Source organism: Sphingopyxis sp., from assembly GCF_036261875.1.
Lineage (GTDB): Bacteria > Pseudomonadota > Alphaproteobacteria > Sphingomonadales > Sphingomonadaceae > Sphingopyxis.
This window is the reverse complement of sequence record NZ_DATAJZ010000008.1, coordinates 1-16,748: the sequence shown is the minus strand read 5'-3', so window position 1 is coordinate 16,748 and position 16,748 is coordinate 1. Positions and strand designations below refer to the sequence as shown.

The window sequence follows — 16,748 nt, the reverse complement described above, 5'->3', positions numbered from 1 at the left end:
CGTGAGTAACACCAACCCGCCCGAAACGGCAACGGCCGACCAGCGGCCCGGCGAGACGCCGCCGCCAGAGGTGCCGCCACACCTGCGCGGCCGCAAGCGGCGCGATGGCAAACAGAGTGGCTGTCTGCCGTGGGCCCTTGGTTTCGCGGTCCTGTTTGCGCTGTTCCTCGTCTGGAAGCTCCCCTCGTTCAAGGCGCAGGCCGAACTGGGGTCGGCCTATGCCGCACGGGTCGGCTGCTCGTGCCGCTATGTCGAGAAGCGCAGCCTCGAAAGCTGCCAGAGCGATTTCGAGCCCGGCATGGAGATGGTATCGCTGAGCGAGGATGCGGCGACCAGGACCATCACCGGCAGCGTACCGCTGCTCGCGTCGCGCAGCGCCCGCTATGCCGGGGCGAGCGGCTGCCTGATCAATCCCGCGAACTGAGGCGCGCGGCCGTCAGGGCAAGCGCGACGGGTACGCCGAAGACGAACAGCCAGACGGCCGCTTCCTCGGCCCAGCCATAGCCCGCCGACAGCACGCCGACGAGCAGATTGCCCAGCGAAATGATAAGCCATAGGAACAGAAAGGCCCATGTCGCCCGCGCCTTGTCGCGGACGAGAAGACGCAGCACGATCAGCAGCGCGAGGCCTGCGATCAACATGATGACACTATGCGGCATGGGCTGGTCCCCCTTCCAACGGTCTATTTACTCCGGTCGAAGCGTTCGATCCACGGCGCCCAGCGCTGCCAGCCGCCGTGATAGCTGCCCCATTCCCAGACGGCGGTGAAGACGAGCGCCGCGAAGGTCGCGAGGCCGAGCGCGATCGGCTGCCAATGGCCGAACCACGCCGCCGCACCGGCCGCGAGCAGCAAGGCGCTGCCGAGCATGTGCGAAAAGGGCGGCAGGCGGCGGTCGTTCGTCGCCTTCTTGAACCCCATGTTGCCGATCAGGAACAAGAGCGGCCCGCCGACCGACACCGCGAGCAGGCCGGGTTCGATATGCCCCTGCGGGTGCATCAGCAGCATTTCGTCGGCAACCGCCGAGACGACGAGCCCCGCGACGATCGCGATGTGCCAATAGGTATAGGCGTTGCGTGCGATCAGCCCCGCCTGATCGCTCGCCTCGATCCGCTCGCTGCCGCGCTTCGCGCCGCTGTCGAAATAAAGCCACCAGAGCGCCGCCGATCCGAGGAAGCAGGTCGCGAAAGCGAACCAGTGGAGTCGGTCCTGCGGCAGTTCGGCAAAGGTCGCGCCGGTGATCAGCACCCCCTCGCCCAGCGCGATGATGATGAACAGCGCGCAGCGCTCGGCCATGTGCGCCCCCGAAATGTCCCAGTCGCCCGCCTGCGAGCGCCCGAGGATCGGGGTCGGATAGAAAAGCGCCGGCCCCGAATAATCGATCAGCAGCGCCGCCCCCCAGAACAACAGCCGCTGTTCGGGCGCAGCGCACGCCCCGGCGATCCACAGCGGCAGCGACAGCAGCAGCCAGAAGGTGATGCGCAGGAAACTGCGCGCCCGTGCGGGATGGACGCCCCAGCTCACCCAGACCACATAAAGCGAGCGGCCGATCTGCATCGAACAATAGGCCGCGGCGAACAGCCAGCCGTTCTTGCCGAAAGCGCCGGGGATCGAACTCGACAGCACCAGCCCGCCGAGCATCAGCACGATCAGCATCAGCCGGACATGCGCGCGTTCGGGGTCGAGCCAGTTCGCGACCCAGGTCGTATAGATCCATACCCACCAGACCGCGAACAGCAGCAGCAGTGTCTGCAGCGCCCCGAGCCACCCCAGATGGTGGAGCAATGTATGCGACAATTGGGTGATCGCGAAGACGAAGACGAGGTCGAAGAAAAGTTCGATATTGGTGACCGGCGCATGGCCGTGCCCGCCATGATCGCGGAACAGTTTCGCCTTACCCGTCACAATCGACTCTCCCCCGCGCAAAGTCGCGCCACTCCCCCGGTGACATAGCAAGCTTGCGGCGAAAGGCAGCACAGAGATGCGCATGGCTCGAAAAGCCGGTGGCAAAGGCGATCTCGGCGACCGACAGCGGCCGGTTGGCGAGGAACCAGCAGGCGCGGCGCAGCCGCTGGTGCAACACATATTGCGCCGGCGTCCGCCCTGTCACGCGCGCGAAATTGCTGATCAGGCTGTTGACCGACATGCCCGTCTCGGCCGCCATCTCCTCGACCGGGATCGGCATTTCGAGCTGGGTCTGAATCGACGCCATCAGATCGTCGATGCGCTGGGCGATCGCGGGAGGAACCGGCCGCGCAACGCGGCGCGCGAGCGTTTCGGCGAGCAGCGCCGGCAGCGCTGCGGCGGCGACTTGCTTTCCCTCGGCCACTTCGCGGACGAGGTCTGCCAGCATCTGGTCCTGATAGGCTGCGATCGGGTGCGCGCCGGGTGGAACCGACAGCATGTCAGCCGGTATTTCGACCTCGACGATCCGCACCCCACCCCCCTTGGCCGCGGCACGGTAGATATGGCCCGCGGGCACGAACCACATCTCGCCCGGCAGCGGATCGCCGAGCGAGGTGCGATGCCCGTCGAGCCAGGTTTCGAGCCAGTGATAGCTTCCCGCCTCGTGCAGGATGAGCAGATGCGCGTCGCGCGCGATGGTCCAATCGGAAGGGCCGTCGATCCGGTCGACCGTCGTGACCACGCTGAGCCTGCCGACTTTCATGGACAGGAATATGCCAGAGGCGGGAGAATCTGAAAGCCTGCAACTGGGGCGAAACTTATGGTTAACTCGCGCCCGGGCTACGCGGGCGCATGATTTTGACCAGTTGCGGCAACCCCGCAGAACCGACCCCTCCCGGCAGGCGGCGGCACCCCTGCCGCCTGCCAACTTTTTCTTCCTATTTCAGTCGCTTGTTTGCGCGCGGCGATCAGCCCCCGGCGAGGAAATCGTCCATCGCCGCATTGACCGCGTCCGGCTTTTCCCACGGCACGAAATGGCCGCAGCCGGGCACCTTCACGATCGTCGATTGCGGCACCAACTCGTCCATCCCGTCGAGGTTGCACGCGGGCAGCGCGACGTCGTCGAGCGCCCAGATCACCAGCGTCGGGATCGTCAGTTTCGGGAAAGGTCCGGCGGGCGGCGCGGCATAGGGTTCGTCCATCGCGGGGACCACCGCGGGCGAGGCGCGATACCAGTTGATCATCGCGCGGCAGGTGTCGCGATCCTCCCAGTCTTTCAACAGCCGGGCGATCTCGTCGGGCGGCTGGATGCCGCCGCTCGGCACGCGCCCGGCAAAGGCGTGCGCGAGAATGCCGGCAATGCCATGCTCCGCGATGATCGCGTCGCTCGCCGGGTCGCGGAAGGTGCGGATATATTGGCTCGCCGCGCGCTGCTCTTCATTGGTGAGGAGCAGGCGCTGGAAGATCGCGGGGTGCGGCGCATTGGCGATCACCGCGCGGGTGACGCGTCCCGCCCACTCGGGATGCAACCCGCCCGGCTGACCGCCCAGCGCGACACCCCAGGCGATCGCCCCGCCCCAGTCGTGCCCAACGATCGTGAAATCATCGACGTCCAGCGCATCGGCGAGCGCGAAGATGTCGGCGATCAGCTTGTCCGGGGTATAGGCCTCGACCTCCTGCGGCTTCGACGAGCCGCGATAGCCGCGCTGGTCGGGCGCGATGCAGCGATAGCGATCCGAAAAATGCGGCAACTGGAACCGCCAGGTGCGGTGCGATTCGGGAAAGCCGTGGAGGAAAATCAGCACCGGCGCATCGCGCGGTCCGACATCGACGACGTCGAGTTCGACTCCGGTCGCCAGCTTCACCCGCACCTGCTCGAAATCGCCGCTCATGCATCGCTCCCTTGGTTTCGTTTCGAAACTCTTGGCGGATGGCTGCCCGGCTGGCAAGCGTGCACCGGGAGAGGATGGTGCGCCAGCTTTGGGTGGAGAGCGGACATTGCCCAACCGCTCTCGTCATCCCGGACTTGATCCGGGATCCATTCATCCGGTGCTGAGAGAATGGATCCCGGATCAAGTCCGGGATGACGATGAAAGATAGCTCGGCTACCCGCCCCTTTACGGATAGGTCGGCGTCTTCGGCATCCCGGGCAGCGGAATGAACTCTTCCGTATCGCCCGGCACCAGCGGGAATTTGCGGTCCTTCCAGTCGTGCTTGGCCTCGTTGATCCGGTCGCGCGACGAACTGACGAAATTCCACCACAGGTGGCGCGGCGTGCTGAACGCCTCGCCGCCGAGCAGCATCACCCGCGCGTCCGTCGCGGCGCGCAGGGTCATCGCTTCGCCGGGCTTGAGGATATAGAGGCTGTAGCGTTCGAGCGCCTCGCCATCGAGGCTCGCATCGCCCATCGCGACGACCACCGCGCGCTCGTCGGCTTCAGCCTCGATCGGCAGACTGGCGCCCGCGTTCATCACGATATCGGCATAGATGGTCGCGCTATGCTGCGTCGTCGGGGCGGTCGCGCCCCACAAGCTCCCCATGATCACCCGCGCCGAGACTGCTCCATCCTCGACCAGCGGCAGGTCTTCGGCCGCGACATGCTCGAACGCCGGGTCGATCTCCTCCTTGCCGTCGGGCAGCGCCAGCCAGGTCTGCATGCCGGAGATCGGCGAGCCGGTGGCGCGTTCGGCCTGCGGCGTGCGCTCCGAATGGACGATGCCGCGCCCCGCGGTCATCAGGTTGCACGCGCCCGGCCGGATCGTCGCATAGGTGCCCAGGCTGTCGCGATGGTCGATCGCCCCTTCGAACAAATAGGTCAGCGTCGACAGGTTGATATGCGGATGCGGCCGCACATCCATCCCCTGCCCGATGTCGAAATGCGCGGGCCCGAACTGGTCGACGAAGATGAAGGGGCCGACCATCGTCCGCTCCTTGTCCGGCAGCGTCCGTCGCACGTCGAAGGCGCCGATGTTGTGGGTCGAGGGCGTGATGACGGTGAACATCAGCGAATCCTTTCGAGTTTCCGGCGCGTTTTTTCGGTTTCGATATTGCCCGTGTTGCGCGTCGAATTGGGTTCGAGCAGCAGGACATGGCATTCGCCGCCCAGCGCCTCGGGACAATGTTCGATGCCGTGAGGGACGATGATGAACTCTCCCGGTCCGACGATCACGTCGCGGTCGCGAAACGCCATCTTCATCCGGCCCGCGACGACAAGGAATAATTCATCTTCCATATCATGGTGATGCCAGTCGAACTTGCCGTCGAGCTTCACCAGCTTGACGTGGAAATCATTGATGTCGCCAGCGACACGCGGGTTCCAGTGATCATCGAAAGTCGCGAAAGCGTCGGCGAGATTGACCTTGTCGATCGTCATGGCGCTGGTGCCCGCAATATCTTCTCCATCGCCTTCCCCTTGGCGAGTTCGTCGATCAGCTTGTCGAGATAGCGGATCTCGCGCATCAGCGGCTCGGCGATATCCTCGACGCGCACGCCGCAGACGACGCCCTTGATCTCGGCTCGCGCCGCGTTCATCGCGGGCGCCGCGGCGAAGAAACCGGCGAAATCGGTGCCGACCGCGAGCTCTGCGTCGAGTTGCTGCTGGCTATAGCCGGTCAGCCAGTGGATGATTTCATCGACCTCGGCCTTCGTCCGCCCCTTGCGCTCCGCTTTCGCGAGGAGCAGGGGATAGACCTTCGCAAAGCTCATCCGATAGATGCGATGCTCCGCCATGCCGCGCCCTATTCTCCCGGCGCCGTCGCCTTGATCGCCAGCGCATGGACGCGGTTCCCCGGCAGGTCGCCGAGCGCCTTGTTCACCGCGCGCTGACGCGCGATGCGATTCTGCCCGGCAAAGCCCGCCCATGTGATGCGCAGGCTGAAATGCGATTCGCCCGATCCGTCGTCCCCGGCATGACCGTGATGCCGGGCGCTATCGTTGCTGAGGATGAAATCGGCATCGGGAAAAGCCGCGCTCAGCCGCTCCTCCATCTCGTGTTGCACTGGACCTTTTTGCGTCATGCCCCCATGTTGGGACCGGATACTCCGCATGACAAGCCCCCGCTCCCCCCGATTCCATGGCCGCGTTCCGCGCGAGGCCCCCTGTGCCGTCGCCGGTTGCCGCGAGCCCGGAGAGTTTCGCGCCCCCGCGACCCAGCAGCGCTCGCCCGACGGCCCGCCCCCCTATCGCTATCTGTGTCTCGACCATGTCCGCGAGTTCAACGCAGGCTATAATTTCTTCGAAGGCATGAACGCCGACCAGATCATGGCGGCGCAGTCGCCGACCGCCGGCTGGGAAACCGAAAGCCGCGCCTTTCGTCCCGCTGGCAGCGCCGACTTGCCGCCGCGCTGGGCCGATTTCAGGGACCCGATGGACGCGCTCGGCGCACGCTTTCGCCAGCGGATGTACGAAGCGCGCCGCGAAGCCGCCGACCCGCGCTTCAATCGCGAAGAGCATCGCGCGCTGGAGCTGATGGGCCTTTCGTCCGAGGCCGACCGCGCTGCGCTTCGCCGCCGCTACAGCGAACTCGTACGCAAATATCACCCCGACCGCAACGGCGGCGACCGCAGTTTCGAGGCGAAGCTCGGCGAAGTGGTCGCGGCCTATCAGTTGCTGAGAAAGACGAAGGCATTCGCATAGGAGACGCGCGATGAGCGACCTCGACGAAAGGCGTATCGAAACCGTCCGCCGCCACATGGCGCTGGAGATCACGCACGATTGGGACGGCGTCCTCGCGACCTTCGATCATCCGCGCTACGAACTGCTCGGCCCCGGTACCGTCTTCGACGGCGAGGCGGCGGTGCGCTCCTATTTCGCGGCGTCGCGCGAGCCTTTTCCCGATCAGGCAAACGAGGTGATCGCGATCGCCGCCGATGCGGCGACCAACACCGTGCTCGTCGAATTCTGGCTGACCGGCACCCATCTCGGCCCGCTGCGGCTCGGCCTGCGCACGGTCGAGCCGACCGGCAAGGCGTTTCGCGTCCGCATGGCAGCGAGCTTCGAATTCGCGCCCGGCAGCGACAAGATCGTCTGCGAACGCCCCTATTATGACCAGTCGGCGGTGATGAAGGCGCTCGACATCTTCTGAATAAGCCGTTGCAAGCCGCAACCCATGGCGATACCGCGACGGCGAAGCGCCGCAGCGCGGCGACTCTCCCCATACCCCTCTCCCCTTGAGGGAGAGGGTTGCGAAGACTTGGCAGCTCGCTGCCCTAGTCGAAGCTGGGTGAGGGGTATGCGAGCCTCTGGCTCGCGCGAAGCTTCGCTTCGCTCACCCCCATCCAACTTCGCCTAATCGCTTCGCGATAAGGCTGCGTATCCTTCTCCCTTCAAGGGAGAAGGAAATGAGATTTGAAAGCGACGACGACATGACCGACATCCCGAACAGCCTCCCCGACCATCACGGTTCGACGCTTCTTGCGGCCCCGGATATCGAGGTCGATGCGCGCGAGGTTTTCGGCGTCGATATCGACATGAAGGTGCCTGCGTTCAGCGAGGCCGATGAGCGTGTCCCCGACCTCGACCCCGCCTATGTCTTCGACGGCGACACGACGCTCGCGATCCTCGCCGGGTTCAAGTTCAACCGCCGCGTCATGGTGCAGGGCTATCACGGCACCGGCAAATCGACGCACATCGAACAGGTCGCCGCCCGCCTCAAATGGCCGTGCATCCGCGTCAACCTCGACGCGCATATCAGCCGCATCGACCTCGTCGGCCGCGACGCGATCGTGCTGCGCGATGGCCAGCAGGTCACCGAGTTCCGCGAAGGCCTGCTCCCCTGGGCGCTGCAGACCCCGACCGCGCTCGTCTTCGACGAATATGACGCGGGGCGCCCCGACGTGATGTTCGTGATTCAGCGCGTGCTGGAGGCGGAGGGCAAGCTGACCCTGCTCGACCAGAACCGGGTCATCCGCCCGAACCCGCATTTCCGCCTCTTCTCGACCGCGAACACCGTCGGGCTCGGCGACACGAGCGGGCTGTATCATGGCACGCAGCAGATCAACCAGGGCCAGATGGACCGCTGGAACATCGTCGTCACGCTGAACTATCTGCCCGCCGCGACCGAAAGCGCGATCATCCTGGCCAAGGTGCCCGGCACCGACGACGCGACCGTCGCCAATATGGTGAAGGTCGCGGACCTCACGCGCCAAGGTTTCATCAACGGCGACATCTCGACCGTGATGAGCCCGCGCACGGTGATCAGCTGGGCGCAGAACGCCGCGATCTTCCACAATATCGGCTTCGCCTTCCGCCTGTCGTTCCTCAACAAGTGCGACGAAGCCGAACGGATGATCGTCGCCGAATATTATCAGCGCGTGTTCGGCGAAGATCTGCCCGAGGGCGTGATCGGAAAATAAGCGGCCGGGGCGGCGGCGCGCCGCCCCGCACCGTCATTTCAATAGGGTTTCGGCATCGACCAGCCGGACGTCGTGCATCTGGTTCAGATAGGCTTCGAAATAGCCCTTGTGCGACGCGCCGACGATGCTGAGCGTGCGTGCGCCCGGCTGCACCGCCATCGCCGCGCGGATGTTCGCGGCCATGCGCAGGTTGCGCGTTTCCCACCAGCCGACATAGCGGCGGCCGTAATTCTGCGGCGTCGCATCGGCAAGCGCGGCCCCGAAATCGCTGTCATACGCCACGCGCGCCGTCGCCGGACTATTATAGGCGCGATAGAGGTCGAGCAGGCCGGCCCCGTCGAGCTTCGCCTCCAGCGCCTTGTCGGCGGCGGCGCGTTCCTTCGCGACCGGATTGTTCCAGATCCGCTGCAAGGCGGCGTTGAATCCGGCATCGTCGTTCAGCCACGCGGTCGTCGCATCGGCGCTATGGTCGTCGACCGAATAGACGCGCTCCAGCCCGAGCCGCGCCGCGAGCGCAGAGGCGATCAGGAAATTCTCGTTGCGACGGGTCGTCAGCGTGTCGAGCCGTTCCGCGAGCGCCGCGTCGAGTCCGTCGCCCGCGTGCCGTTCGGCGGCGGGCAGGCGCAGCCATTGGACGAGCGCCGACGCCTGCTCGCCGCCCGCGAGGAAGACCGCCGCCAGATGACGCCGCTCGGTGGCGGCGGGGTTGGCGGGCCATGCCGCAAGCAGGCGCCCGGCCTCGGCAGTGGCCGCCGGAACGTCGAGCCCGGTCGCCTTGCGGGCCGGTTCGGGGTCCCAGCAATAAGTGTCGTAGACGTCGGGATAGAGCGACTTGTAGCGCAGCAGCATATCGCAATCGGGGCCGGAAACACCCTCGATCGTGATGATCCGTGGTTTCCATGCCGCCAGCCGCGCGAGCAGCGGGTCGAGGCTGGCGGCCGAAAACCCGTCGGGAAGCCCCGACAGATGGGGAGTGCCGAGAACGAGCAGTTCGCCCGCCGCATCGCTCTTGAGCGCCGCCGGATCGAAGGACGGCACATAGGGCGGCGCGCTGGTCCCCGCGACGAACAGCAGAGCAGCAAATAGCGACATGGCATTTCTCCCTCGATCGCCGCTCACGGCGTTCCGCTGCGATAGATGAAGTGTATTACTCGATCAATACTCCCGATCGATCCATTTTCGCCTTTCCAAGCCGGACCGGCTCTGCCAGCGTCGCGCGATGCGCCTCCTTGCGGCTCTCGCCTGCCTTCCCCTTGCGGCCTGCATCTCGCCCGTCGATTACGGCGATGTCCGCCATGCCGCCTATGTCGCCGACCCGCGTTGCACCGCCGCGGCCGGCGCGCCGGTCGATGCGGCGGCGCTGCCGCTCTTTTTCGTGACCAGCCGGCTGCCCGACTGCCGCACCGAGGCGGTCACGCTCACCAACCATCGCGGCGACCGGGTGCGCTACGGCCGCTTCGCCGCGCCGGGCGAGAGCACCATCGGCGGCAAGAAAAAATTCCGCACGCCGATGGCGTTCCAGAACGAGGGCGACTGGTGGCAGGCCCTGCAGGCCGAAACGGACCGCAAGCAGGGCCGCGTGCTCCTCTATGTCCACGGCTATCGCGAGACGTTCGAGACGACCTCGAAGGACGCGGCGCAGATCGCGCGCATGACCGGCTTCGACGGGCCGGTGATCGAATATAGCTGGCCGTCGCAAGGCGAAGTGTTGAAATATGCGGTCGACGAGACCAATATGTATCACGACGTGCGCTATTTCGGCGATTTCCTGCGCACCCTCGCGGACCGGCCGTGGGTCAAGGAGATCGTCGTCGTGTCTCACTCGCTCGGCGCGCGGCTGGTGATCCCCGCGATCGCGACCGCCGATCGGCTGTCGCGCCGCGCCGGACGCGCGACGAACATCTCCAACATCATCCTCGCCTCGCCCGACATCGACCGCGAGACCTTCGAGCGCGACATCGCGGGCGACGTGCTGGCGCCCGAGCGCGTCGAGCGCGGGCGGCATATGACGATCTATGTCTCGCTGCGCGACAAGGCGCTCGCCGCCTCGCGCGCGCTGCACGGCTATCCGCGGCTCGGTTCGCCCTATTGCTTCGATCCGTTCGAGGCTGCCGACCTTCGCGCCAGGGGCCTGCCCGAGCGCTGCTATGTGCGCGCGCTGCCGGGCGTGACCGTGATCGACACGACCGACGTCTCACGCGGATCGACCGGACACAGCAATTTCCTGCGCAGCGCGGTCGCCTGCCGCGACTTCGTCGATGCCGTCGCCGGCAAGTCGGCGCGGCCCGAGCGCGTCGCGACGCTCTGGCCCTATATCTTCCGCCTGATCCCCGATCCCGCCGACCCCAAGCCCGACGACAATCTGATCTGCCACCGCACCGCGGGCGACGAGGAGGATTGAGGCCGGGGCAGCCATTCCTTCCCTCGTCACCCCGGACTTGATCCGGGGTCCCGCTCAGCGACGTAGATAAGCGGGACCCCGGATCAAGTCCGGGGTGACGAATGTGACATGCGCCGCGCCCATCCCCTTCCTTCCGTCCCAAAAGCTGGTTAGAGCCGACTCGTCATGGCGTCCCAATCTCCCCTCGACGATCTGAAGACCGCGCTGTCGAGCGTCGCGCGCGCGGTCACCCGCGATGCGGAGGTCGAGGTCGGCTTCACCGCCGACGCCCCCGCGCAGATCGGCAAGGCGATCAAGGTGCCGACCCCGTCGCGCACCCTGCCGCGCGATCAGGTTGCCGAAGCGCGCGGCTTCGCCGACAGCTATGCGCTGCGCATGAAGCATCACAGCGACAAGCTCCACAATGCCGCGCGCCCCGCCGAACCGCTCGCCGCCGCCGCGTTCGACGCGATGGAGCGCGCGCGGGTCGAGGCACTTGGCGCGCGCAACATGGCCGGAATGCGCGCCAATCTGTCGGCCAGCCTCGCGATGCGGATGCGGTCGGACCCGATCGCGCGCGCGCAGACCAAGGACGATGTGCCCATATCGAGCGCGCTCGAACTGATGCTGCGCGAGGCGCTGACCGGCGAGCAGGCGCCGCAGGGGACCGAAACCGGCCTGTCGCTGGTGCGCGAATGGATCACCAAGGATGCGGGCGGCGACCTGACCGCGCTCGCGATGCTGATCGACGATCAGGCCGCCTTCGCCGAAACCGCGAAGCTCGCGCTCCGCCACCTCGACCTCATCCAGGGCGACGAACCGGTCGAGCAAGGCTCCGAAGACAGCGGCGAAGAGGATGAGTCCGAGGCCGAGGACAGCCAGGAAGAACAGGAAAGCGAGGACGGCGGCGCCGGCGAAAGCCAGGTCGACGCGCGCGCCGAAATGGCGGGCGATCAGGCCGACGACGGCGAATCCGACCCCGACGCGCAGGAGATGGAGGCGGACGGTGAGCCCGAGATGGGCGGCGAAGGCGACGAGGGGATGCTGCCCGTCCGCCCCAATCGCCTGCCGACCGACGTCCCCGATTTCAATTATATCCGCTTCACCGAAAAGCATGACGAGATCGTCGCCGCGACCGAGCTTTGCGACGCCGACGAGCTGACGCGGCTGCGCGCCTATCTCGACCAGCAGATGACGCATCTGCAGGGCGCCGTGACCAAGCTCGCGAACCGCCTCCAGCGCCGGTTGATGGCGCAACAGAACCGCGCGTGGGATTTCGACCAGGAAGAAGGCCAGCTCGACGCCGCCCGCCTCGCCCGCGTCGTCGTCTCACCCGGCAGTTCGCTGTCGTACAAGGTCGAGCGCGACACTGATTTCCGCGACACCGTCGTCACCTTGCTGCTCGACAATAGTGGATCGATGCGCGGGCGACCGATCAGCATCGCCGCGATCAGCGCCGACATCCTCGCGCGCACGCTCGAACGCTGCGGGGTGAAGACCGAAATCCTCGGCTTCACCACCCGCACCTGGAAGGGCGGGCAGAGCCGCGAGGACTGGCTCGCCGCCGGGCGCCCGCCGCACCCCGGCCGCCTCAACGACCTCCGCCACATCATCTACAAGCCCGCCGACGAACCCTATCGCCGCGCCCGCAAGTCGCTCGGCCTGATGATGCGCGAAGGGCTGCTCAAGGAGAATATCGACGGCGAGGCCCTGATGTGGGCGCACCACCGCATCATCAATCGCCCCGAGGAACGCCGCATCTTGATGGTGATCAGCGACGGCGCGCCGGTCGACGACAGCACGCTGTCGGTCAACCACGGCGCCTATCTCGACCAGCACCTGCGCCAGGTGATCGAATGGATCGAGAACCGCTCGCCGGTCGAGCTTTGCGCGATCGGTATCGGCCACGACGTCACGCGCTACTACAGCCGCGCGGTGACGATTATGGACGCTGAACAGCTTGGCGGGACTATGGTCGAGCAATTGGCGGGGTTGTTCGATATCGCATGAGCCTGTCAGGCAAGCGATTGAGCCGAGGCAAGGCCATCTTCGCGGGCGCGCTAGCCGGCATGGCGATAGCTGTATGCGCGGCCGTCATTATCGGCATGAACATCGCAGGCAAATCGAACGACTTTACCGACCAGGGCTTGACCGGTCTGACCTTTGCTTTGCTCGTGTTGCCGGGCTCACTTTTGATCGGCACGATATTCGCTCTGCCAACGTCGGCAGCAATGGTATTTTCCATAACCGCGCTTTCCCGGAAACTCCCCTTTCTCGACAGCGCTATTGCCTGGATCTTGACCGGCGCTCTGTTCACCTCGCCTACCGCTTATCTCTTCTCGGACCTTCAAGCGGGTCCGCACCGGTTCGGGCTGATTTCCATCTGGTCGTTTCTGTTGATGCTCGGCGCAATTGCGGGATTCGTCGCATGGCTGTTCCGATTCACGACGCAATCAGAAGCTGAAGGACCACGGCAGCCCATGCATCAAGCACCATCGCCCGCCCCGGCGGGAGATGCCCAAAACGCATTTTCCGAGTGAATATACTCCGTTTTCCGGGCTTTTCCGCAAGTCCTCTGCGGCCTCTGCGCGAATCTTATGCAATGTGGCGGTGGAAAAGCCCTCCCCGCTGCGACTAGCGAGCAAGCTCGCAAGTCTCGCTGCCCCTCCCACGGCGGGAGGGGAATAGGGTGGATGCGCTCGCAATGACGCGGGCGCAGAGGAATGGTTTACGCGCTCACCAAGCCCCGCGTGACAACCCCCTCCCCCCTCGTTACAAATCCTCCCCGGCAATGCAGGGACTCGCGACCAACGACGGGAACCGCTGCGCCGATATTTGCGCCGCTGGTCGCCGGCACGGACTGAAAAGCCGCACCGGCACGGTGCATGGGCTGAGGGGGCGACTATAGCATGAAAAAAGCATCCGACCTGTTCATCGAATGCCTCGAGGAAGAGGGCGTCGAATATATCTTCGGCGTTCCCGGCGAGGAGAATCTCGACTTTCTCGACAGCCTGTCGCGCTCGAAGAAGATCAAGCTGATCCTCACGCGCCACGAACAGGGCGCGGGCTTCATGGCCGCGACCTATGGCCGCCACACCGGCAAGACCGGCGTCTGCCTCGCGACGCTCGGCCCCGGCGCGACGAACTTCGTCACCGCCGCGGCTTACGCGCAGCTCGGCGGGATGCCGATGATGATGATCACCGGGCAGAAGCCGATCAAGAAATCGAAGCAGGGCCGCTTCCAGATCCTCGACGTCGTCGCGATGATGGGGCCGATCACCAAATATACCCACCAGATGGCCTCATCGGACAATATCCCGAGCCGCGTGCGCGAGGCCTTTCGCCTCGCCGAGGAGGAAAAGCCCGGCGCGGTGCATATCGAACTTCCCGAGGATATCGCCGACGAGCATACCGAAAGCCTGCCGCTGAAGCGCAGCCATTCGCGGCGGCCGACCGCCGACGTCAAATCGATCCGCGAGGCGGTGAAGGCGCTCGAAAATGCCAAATCGCCGGTGCTGGTGATCGGCGCGGGCGCGAACCGCACGATGACCAGCCGGATGCTGCTGCAATTCATCGAAAAGACCGGCATCCCCTTTCTGACTACGCAGCTCGGCAAGGGCGTGATCGACGAGCGGCACCCGAAATTCCTCGGCTGCGCCGCGCTGTCGGCGGGCGATTTCGTCCACCGCGCGGTCGAGGCGTCGGACTGCATCGTCAACATCGGCCACGACGTCATCGAAAAGCCGCCCTTCTTCATGAAGGCGGGCGGCCCGACCGTCATCCACGTCTCGACCAAGACCGCCGAGGTCGATCCCGTCTATTTCCCCGACATCGAGGTGATCGGCGACATCGCCAACGCGATCTGGCAGATGAAGGAGGATATCGTCCCCAACGGCGGCTGGGCGTTCGACCATATGCTCGCCTATCGCCAGGCCGAGGTCGATCACACCGCGCCGCTCGCCGCCGACGCGCGTTTCCCGATCTTCCCGCCGCATCTGGTGCAGCAGGTCCGCGACGCGATGCCCGACGACGGGATCATCTGCCTCGACAACGGCGTCTATAAGATCTGGTTCGCGCGCGGCTATACCGCCTATCGCCCGAACACCGTGCTGCTCGACAATGCGCTCGCGACGATGGGCGCGGGGCTGCCGTCGGCGATGATGTCGGCGATGGTCTATCCCGATCGCAAGGTGATGGCGATCTGCGGCGACGGCGGCTTCATGATGAACAGCCAGGAGATGGAGACCGCGGTGCGCCTCGGCCTCAACATCACCGTGCTGATCCTCAACGATTCGAGCTATGGCATGATCCGCTGGAAACAGGCGAACATGGGCTTCGAGGATTGGGGGCTGACATACGGCAACCCCGATTTCGTCAAATATGCCGAGAGCTACGGCGCCAAGGGCTATCGCGTCGAAAGCGCGGCGCACCTCAAGGAACTGCTGGCGCATACGCTGAGCACGCCGGGCGTCCACCTGATAGATTGTCCAGTGGACTATTCGGAGAATGACCAGATTTTGAACGTCGACATCAAGAAGCTGTCGAAGGAGTTGTAACAGGCTTCGCGACCGCCCGTTTCCGTCATCCCCGCGAAAGCGGGGATCCAGCTTTCTTCTTCGTGCCTTTGCGCCTTTGCGTGAGGAAATTATAGACTCGCGCAAAGGCACGAAGAAGGAAAATGGAAGAAGCTGGATCCCCGCTTTCGCGGGGATGACAGCCTTGGAGAATGATTGTGAAGTTGAAAGACGTTTACCCGCTCTACCTCAACAACAAGGCGGTGCAGCCGAACACCGACCTTGTCGTCACCGACAAATATACCGGCGAGGTCGCGTTCCGTACCGCGCTCGCCACCCCCGACGTGATCGACGAAGCGATCGCCGGGGCGGTGCGCGCCGCCGAGCCGATGGCGAAGCTCGCGAGCTTCGAAAAGCGCGACGTCCTGACTCACTGCGTGGGCCGCTTTCAGGAGCGGTTCGACGAACTCGCCTATGCCCTCTGCGTCGAGGCGGGGAAGCCGATTGCCGACGCCGAGGGTGAGGTCGGCCGCCTGATCGACACTTTCCGCATCGCCGCCGAGGAAGCGGTGCGCAACTATGGCGAGGTCCAGCCGCTCGACATTTCGGCGCGCGCCAAGGGCTATATGGGGATGTGGAAGCGCGTGCCGATCGGGCCGTGCAGCTTCATCTCGCCGTTCAACTTCCCGCTCAATCTCGCCGCGCACAAGATCGCCCCCGCGATCGCGATCGGCTGCCCGTTCGTGATGAAGCCCGCGTCGATGACCCCGCTCGGCGCGATCATCATGGGCGAAGTGCTCGCCGAATGCGACGTCCTGCCCGAGGGCGCGTTCAGCATCCTCCCCGCGAGCCGCGACGGCGCCGACCTCTTCACCACCGACGAGCGGCTGAAACTGCTGAGCTTCACCGGCTCGCCGGGCGTCGGCTGGGATTTGAAGGCCAAAGCGGGCAAGAAGAAGATCGTCCTCGAACTCGGCGGCAACGCCGCGGTGATCGTCGACAAGGACGCCGACCTCGACCATGCACTCGCGCGGATCATCTTCGGCGCTTTCTATCAATCCGGCCAGTCGTGCATCGGCGTGCAGCGGATCATCATCCACGCCGACATCTACGACCGCTTCCGCGACATGCTGGTCGAAAAGACCAAGACGCTCGTCGCGGGCGACCCCAAGGACCGCAGCACCTTCATCGGCCCGATGATCTCCGAAAAGGAGGCCGCGCGGCTCGACGGCTGGATTCAGGAAGCCATCGCCAATGGCGCCAAACTGCTCGTCGGCGGCAAACGCGACGGCGCGATGCTGGAGGCGACCTTGCTCGAAGACGTCGACCGCAGCGCCGCGGCCTATCGCGAGGAAGCCTTCGGCCCGCTCGCCATCCTGTCGAAATTCACCGACTGGGACGCGGCGCTCTCCGAAGTCAACGACAGCAAGTTCGGTCTCCAGGCCGGCCTCTTCACCCGCGACCTGCACCAGGTGCTGGAGGCGTGGGACCATCTCGAGGTCGGCGGGGTCGTCGTCAACGATGTGTCGAGCTACCGTGTCGACAACATGCCCTATGGCGGCGTGAAGGATTCTGGGCTCGGCCGCGAAGGCATCCGC

Annotated in this window: 18 protein-coding genes; 9 read left to right on the top strand and 9 right to left on the bottom strand. The window is 65.3% G+C overall.

Annotated features, from left to right (window positions below; all coding sequences use genetic code 11):
* Nucleotide 1: 1 nt before the first annotated feature.
* Nucleotides 2-424 (top strand): hypothetical protein, encoded by a 423-nt coding sequence (locus VHO04_RS03580; protein ID WP_329627034.1) that lies wholly within the window; start codon nucleotides 2-4, stop codon nucleotides 422-424.
* On the opposite strand, the gene VHO04_RS03575 is transcribed toward VHO04_RS03580, so the two are convergent.
* From VHO04_RS03575 to VHO04_RS03540, 8 genes are all read right to left on the bottom strand, one after another.
* Nucleotides 408-641 (bottom strand): hypothetical protein, encoded by a 234-nt coding sequence (locus tag VHO04_RS03575; protein WP_329627033.1) that lies wholly within the window; start codon nucleotides 639-641, stop codon nucleotides 408-410. The two genes, VHO04_RS03580 and VHO04_RS03575, sit on opposite strands and share 17 nt — an antisense overlap.
* 41 nt (nucleotides 642-682) lie before the next feature.
* Entirely contained in the window at nucleotides 683-1,903 is a 1,221-nt protein-coding gene (locus tag VHO04_RS03570) for a low temperature requirement protein A (protein WP_329627032.1), read from the bottom strand.
* Nucleotides 1,893-2,666, bottom strand: coding sequence for an AraC family transcriptional regulator (locus VHO04_RS03565; RefSeq protein ID WP_329627031.1), 774 nt, complete (start codon nucleotides 2,664-2,666; stop codon nucleotides 1,893-1,895). Before VHO04_RS03565 ends, VHO04_RS03570 begins: the two co-directional genes overlap by 11 nt.
* Nucleotides 2,667-2,871: 205 nt before the next feature.
* Nucleotides 2,872-3,795, bottom strand: a complete 924-nt coding sequence (locus VHO04_RS03560; RefSeq protein WP_329627030.1) for an alpha/beta hydrolase — start codon at nucleotides 3,793-3,795, stop codon at nucleotides 2,872-2,874.
* 225 nt (nucleotides 3,796-4,020) lie between these two features.
* Nucleotides 4,021-4,905, bottom strand: a complete 885-nt coding sequence (locus VHO04_RS03555) for a pirin family protein (protein WP_329627029.1) — start codon at nucleotides 4,903-4,905, stop codon at nucleotides 4,021-4,023.
* The gene (locus VHO04_RS03550; protein WP_329627028.1) at nucleotides 4,905-5,276 is read right to left on the bottom strand and encodes a cupin domain-containing protein; all 372 of its coding nucleotides are present in this window, start codon (nucleotides 5,274-5,276) and stop codon (nucleotides 4,905-4,907) included. Before VHO04_RS03550 ends, VHO04_RS03555 begins: the two co-directional genes overlap by 1 nt.
* Complete coding sequence (locus tag VHO04_RS03545; RefSeq protein ID WP_329627027.1) at nucleotides 5,273-5,632, bottom strand: DUF2200 domain-containing protein; 360 nt, start codon at nucleotides 5,630-5,632, stop codon at nucleotides 5,273-5,275. Before VHO04_RS03545 ends, VHO04_RS03550 begins: the two co-directional genes overlap by 4 nt.
* 8 nt (nucleotides 5,633-5,640) lie before the next feature.
* A complete protein-coding gene (locus tag VHO04_RS03540; RefSeq protein WP_329627177.1) occupies nucleotides 5,641-5,889 on the bottom strand; it encodes a BolA family protein in 249 nt (82 codons plus the stop codon).
* Nucleotides 5,890-5,947: 58 nt separating this feature from the next.
* Here VHO04_RS03540 and VHO04_RS03535 point away from each other — a divergent pair, with 58 nt between their 5' ends.
* The 3 genes from VHO04_RS03535 (at nucleotide 5,948) to cobS (ending at nucleotide 8,256) form a co-directional block, all read left to right on the top strand.
* The gene (locus VHO04_RS03535; protein WP_329627026.1) at nucleotides 5,948-6,538 is read left to right on the top strand and encodes a J domain-containing protein; all 591 of its coding nucleotides are present in this window, start codon (nucleotides 5,948-5,950) and stop codon (nucleotides 6,536-6,538) included.
* A 10-nt stretch (nucleotides 6,539-6,548) separates the two neighbouring features.
* The gene (locus VHO04_RS03530) at nucleotides 6,549-6,986 is read left to right on the top strand and encodes a nuclear transport factor 2 family protein (protein ID WP_329627025.1); all 438 of its coding nucleotides are present in this window, start codon (nucleotides 6,549-6,551) and stop codon (nucleotides 6,984-6,986) included.
* A gap of 280 nt (nucleotides 6,987-7,266) precedes the next feature.
* Nucleotides 7,267-8,256 (top strand): cobaltochelatase subunit CobS, encoded by a 990-nt coding sequence (gene cobS / locus VHO04_RS03525; RefSeq protein ID WP_257548666.1) that lies wholly within the window; start codon nucleotides 7,267-7,269, stop codon nucleotides 8,254-8,256.
* 33 nt (nucleotides 8,257-8,289) lie between these two features.
* Here cobS and VHO04_RS03520 read toward each other — a convergent pair whose 3' ends face one another.
* Nucleotides 8,290-9,348: a DUF5694 domain-containing protein gene (locus tag VHO04_RS03520; RefSeq protein WP_329627024.1), complete on the bottom strand. Its 1,059-nt coding sequence runs from the start codon at nucleotides 9,346-9,348 to the stop codon at nucleotides 8,290-8,292.
* Nucleotides 9,349-9,475: 127 nt separating this feature from the next.
* Between VHO04_RS03520 and VHO04_RS03515 the strand changes: the two genes are divergently transcribed.
* The 5 genes from VHO04_RS03515 to VHO04_RS03495 form a co-directional block, all read left to right on the top strand.
* A complete protein-coding gene (locus VHO04_RS03515; RefSeq protein WP_329627023.1) occupies nucleotides 9,476-10,657 on the top strand; it encodes an alpha/beta hydrolase in 1,182 nt (393 codons plus the stop codon).
* A 165-nt stretch (nucleotides 10,658-10,822) separates the two neighbouring features.
* Entirely contained in the window at nucleotides 10,823-12,646 is a 1,824-nt protein-coding gene (gene cobT / locus VHO04_RS03510) for a cobaltochelatase subunit CobT (RefSeq protein WP_329627022.1), read from the top strand.
* Nucleotides 12,643-13,176: a hypothetical protein gene (locus VHO04_RS03505; protein ID WP_329627021.1), complete on the top strand. Its 534-nt coding sequence runs from the start codon at nucleotides 12,643-12,645 to the stop codon at nucleotides 13,174-13,176. Before cobT ends, VHO04_RS03505 begins: the two co-directional genes overlap by 4 nt.
* Nucleotides 13,177-13,545: 369 nt before the next feature.
* The gene (locus VHO04_RS03500; protein ID WP_329627020.1) at nucleotides 13,546-15,192 is read left to right on the top strand and encodes an acetolactate synthase large subunit; all 1,647 of its coding nucleotides are present in this window, start codon (nucleotides 13,546-13,548) and stop codon (nucleotides 15,190-15,192) included.
* A gap of 170 nt (nucleotides 15,193-15,362) precedes the next feature.
* A partial coding sequence (locus VHO04_RS03495; protein WP_329627019.1) for an aldehyde dehydrogenase family protein occupies nucleotides 15,363-16,748 on the top strand: 1,386 nt, incomplete at its 3' end.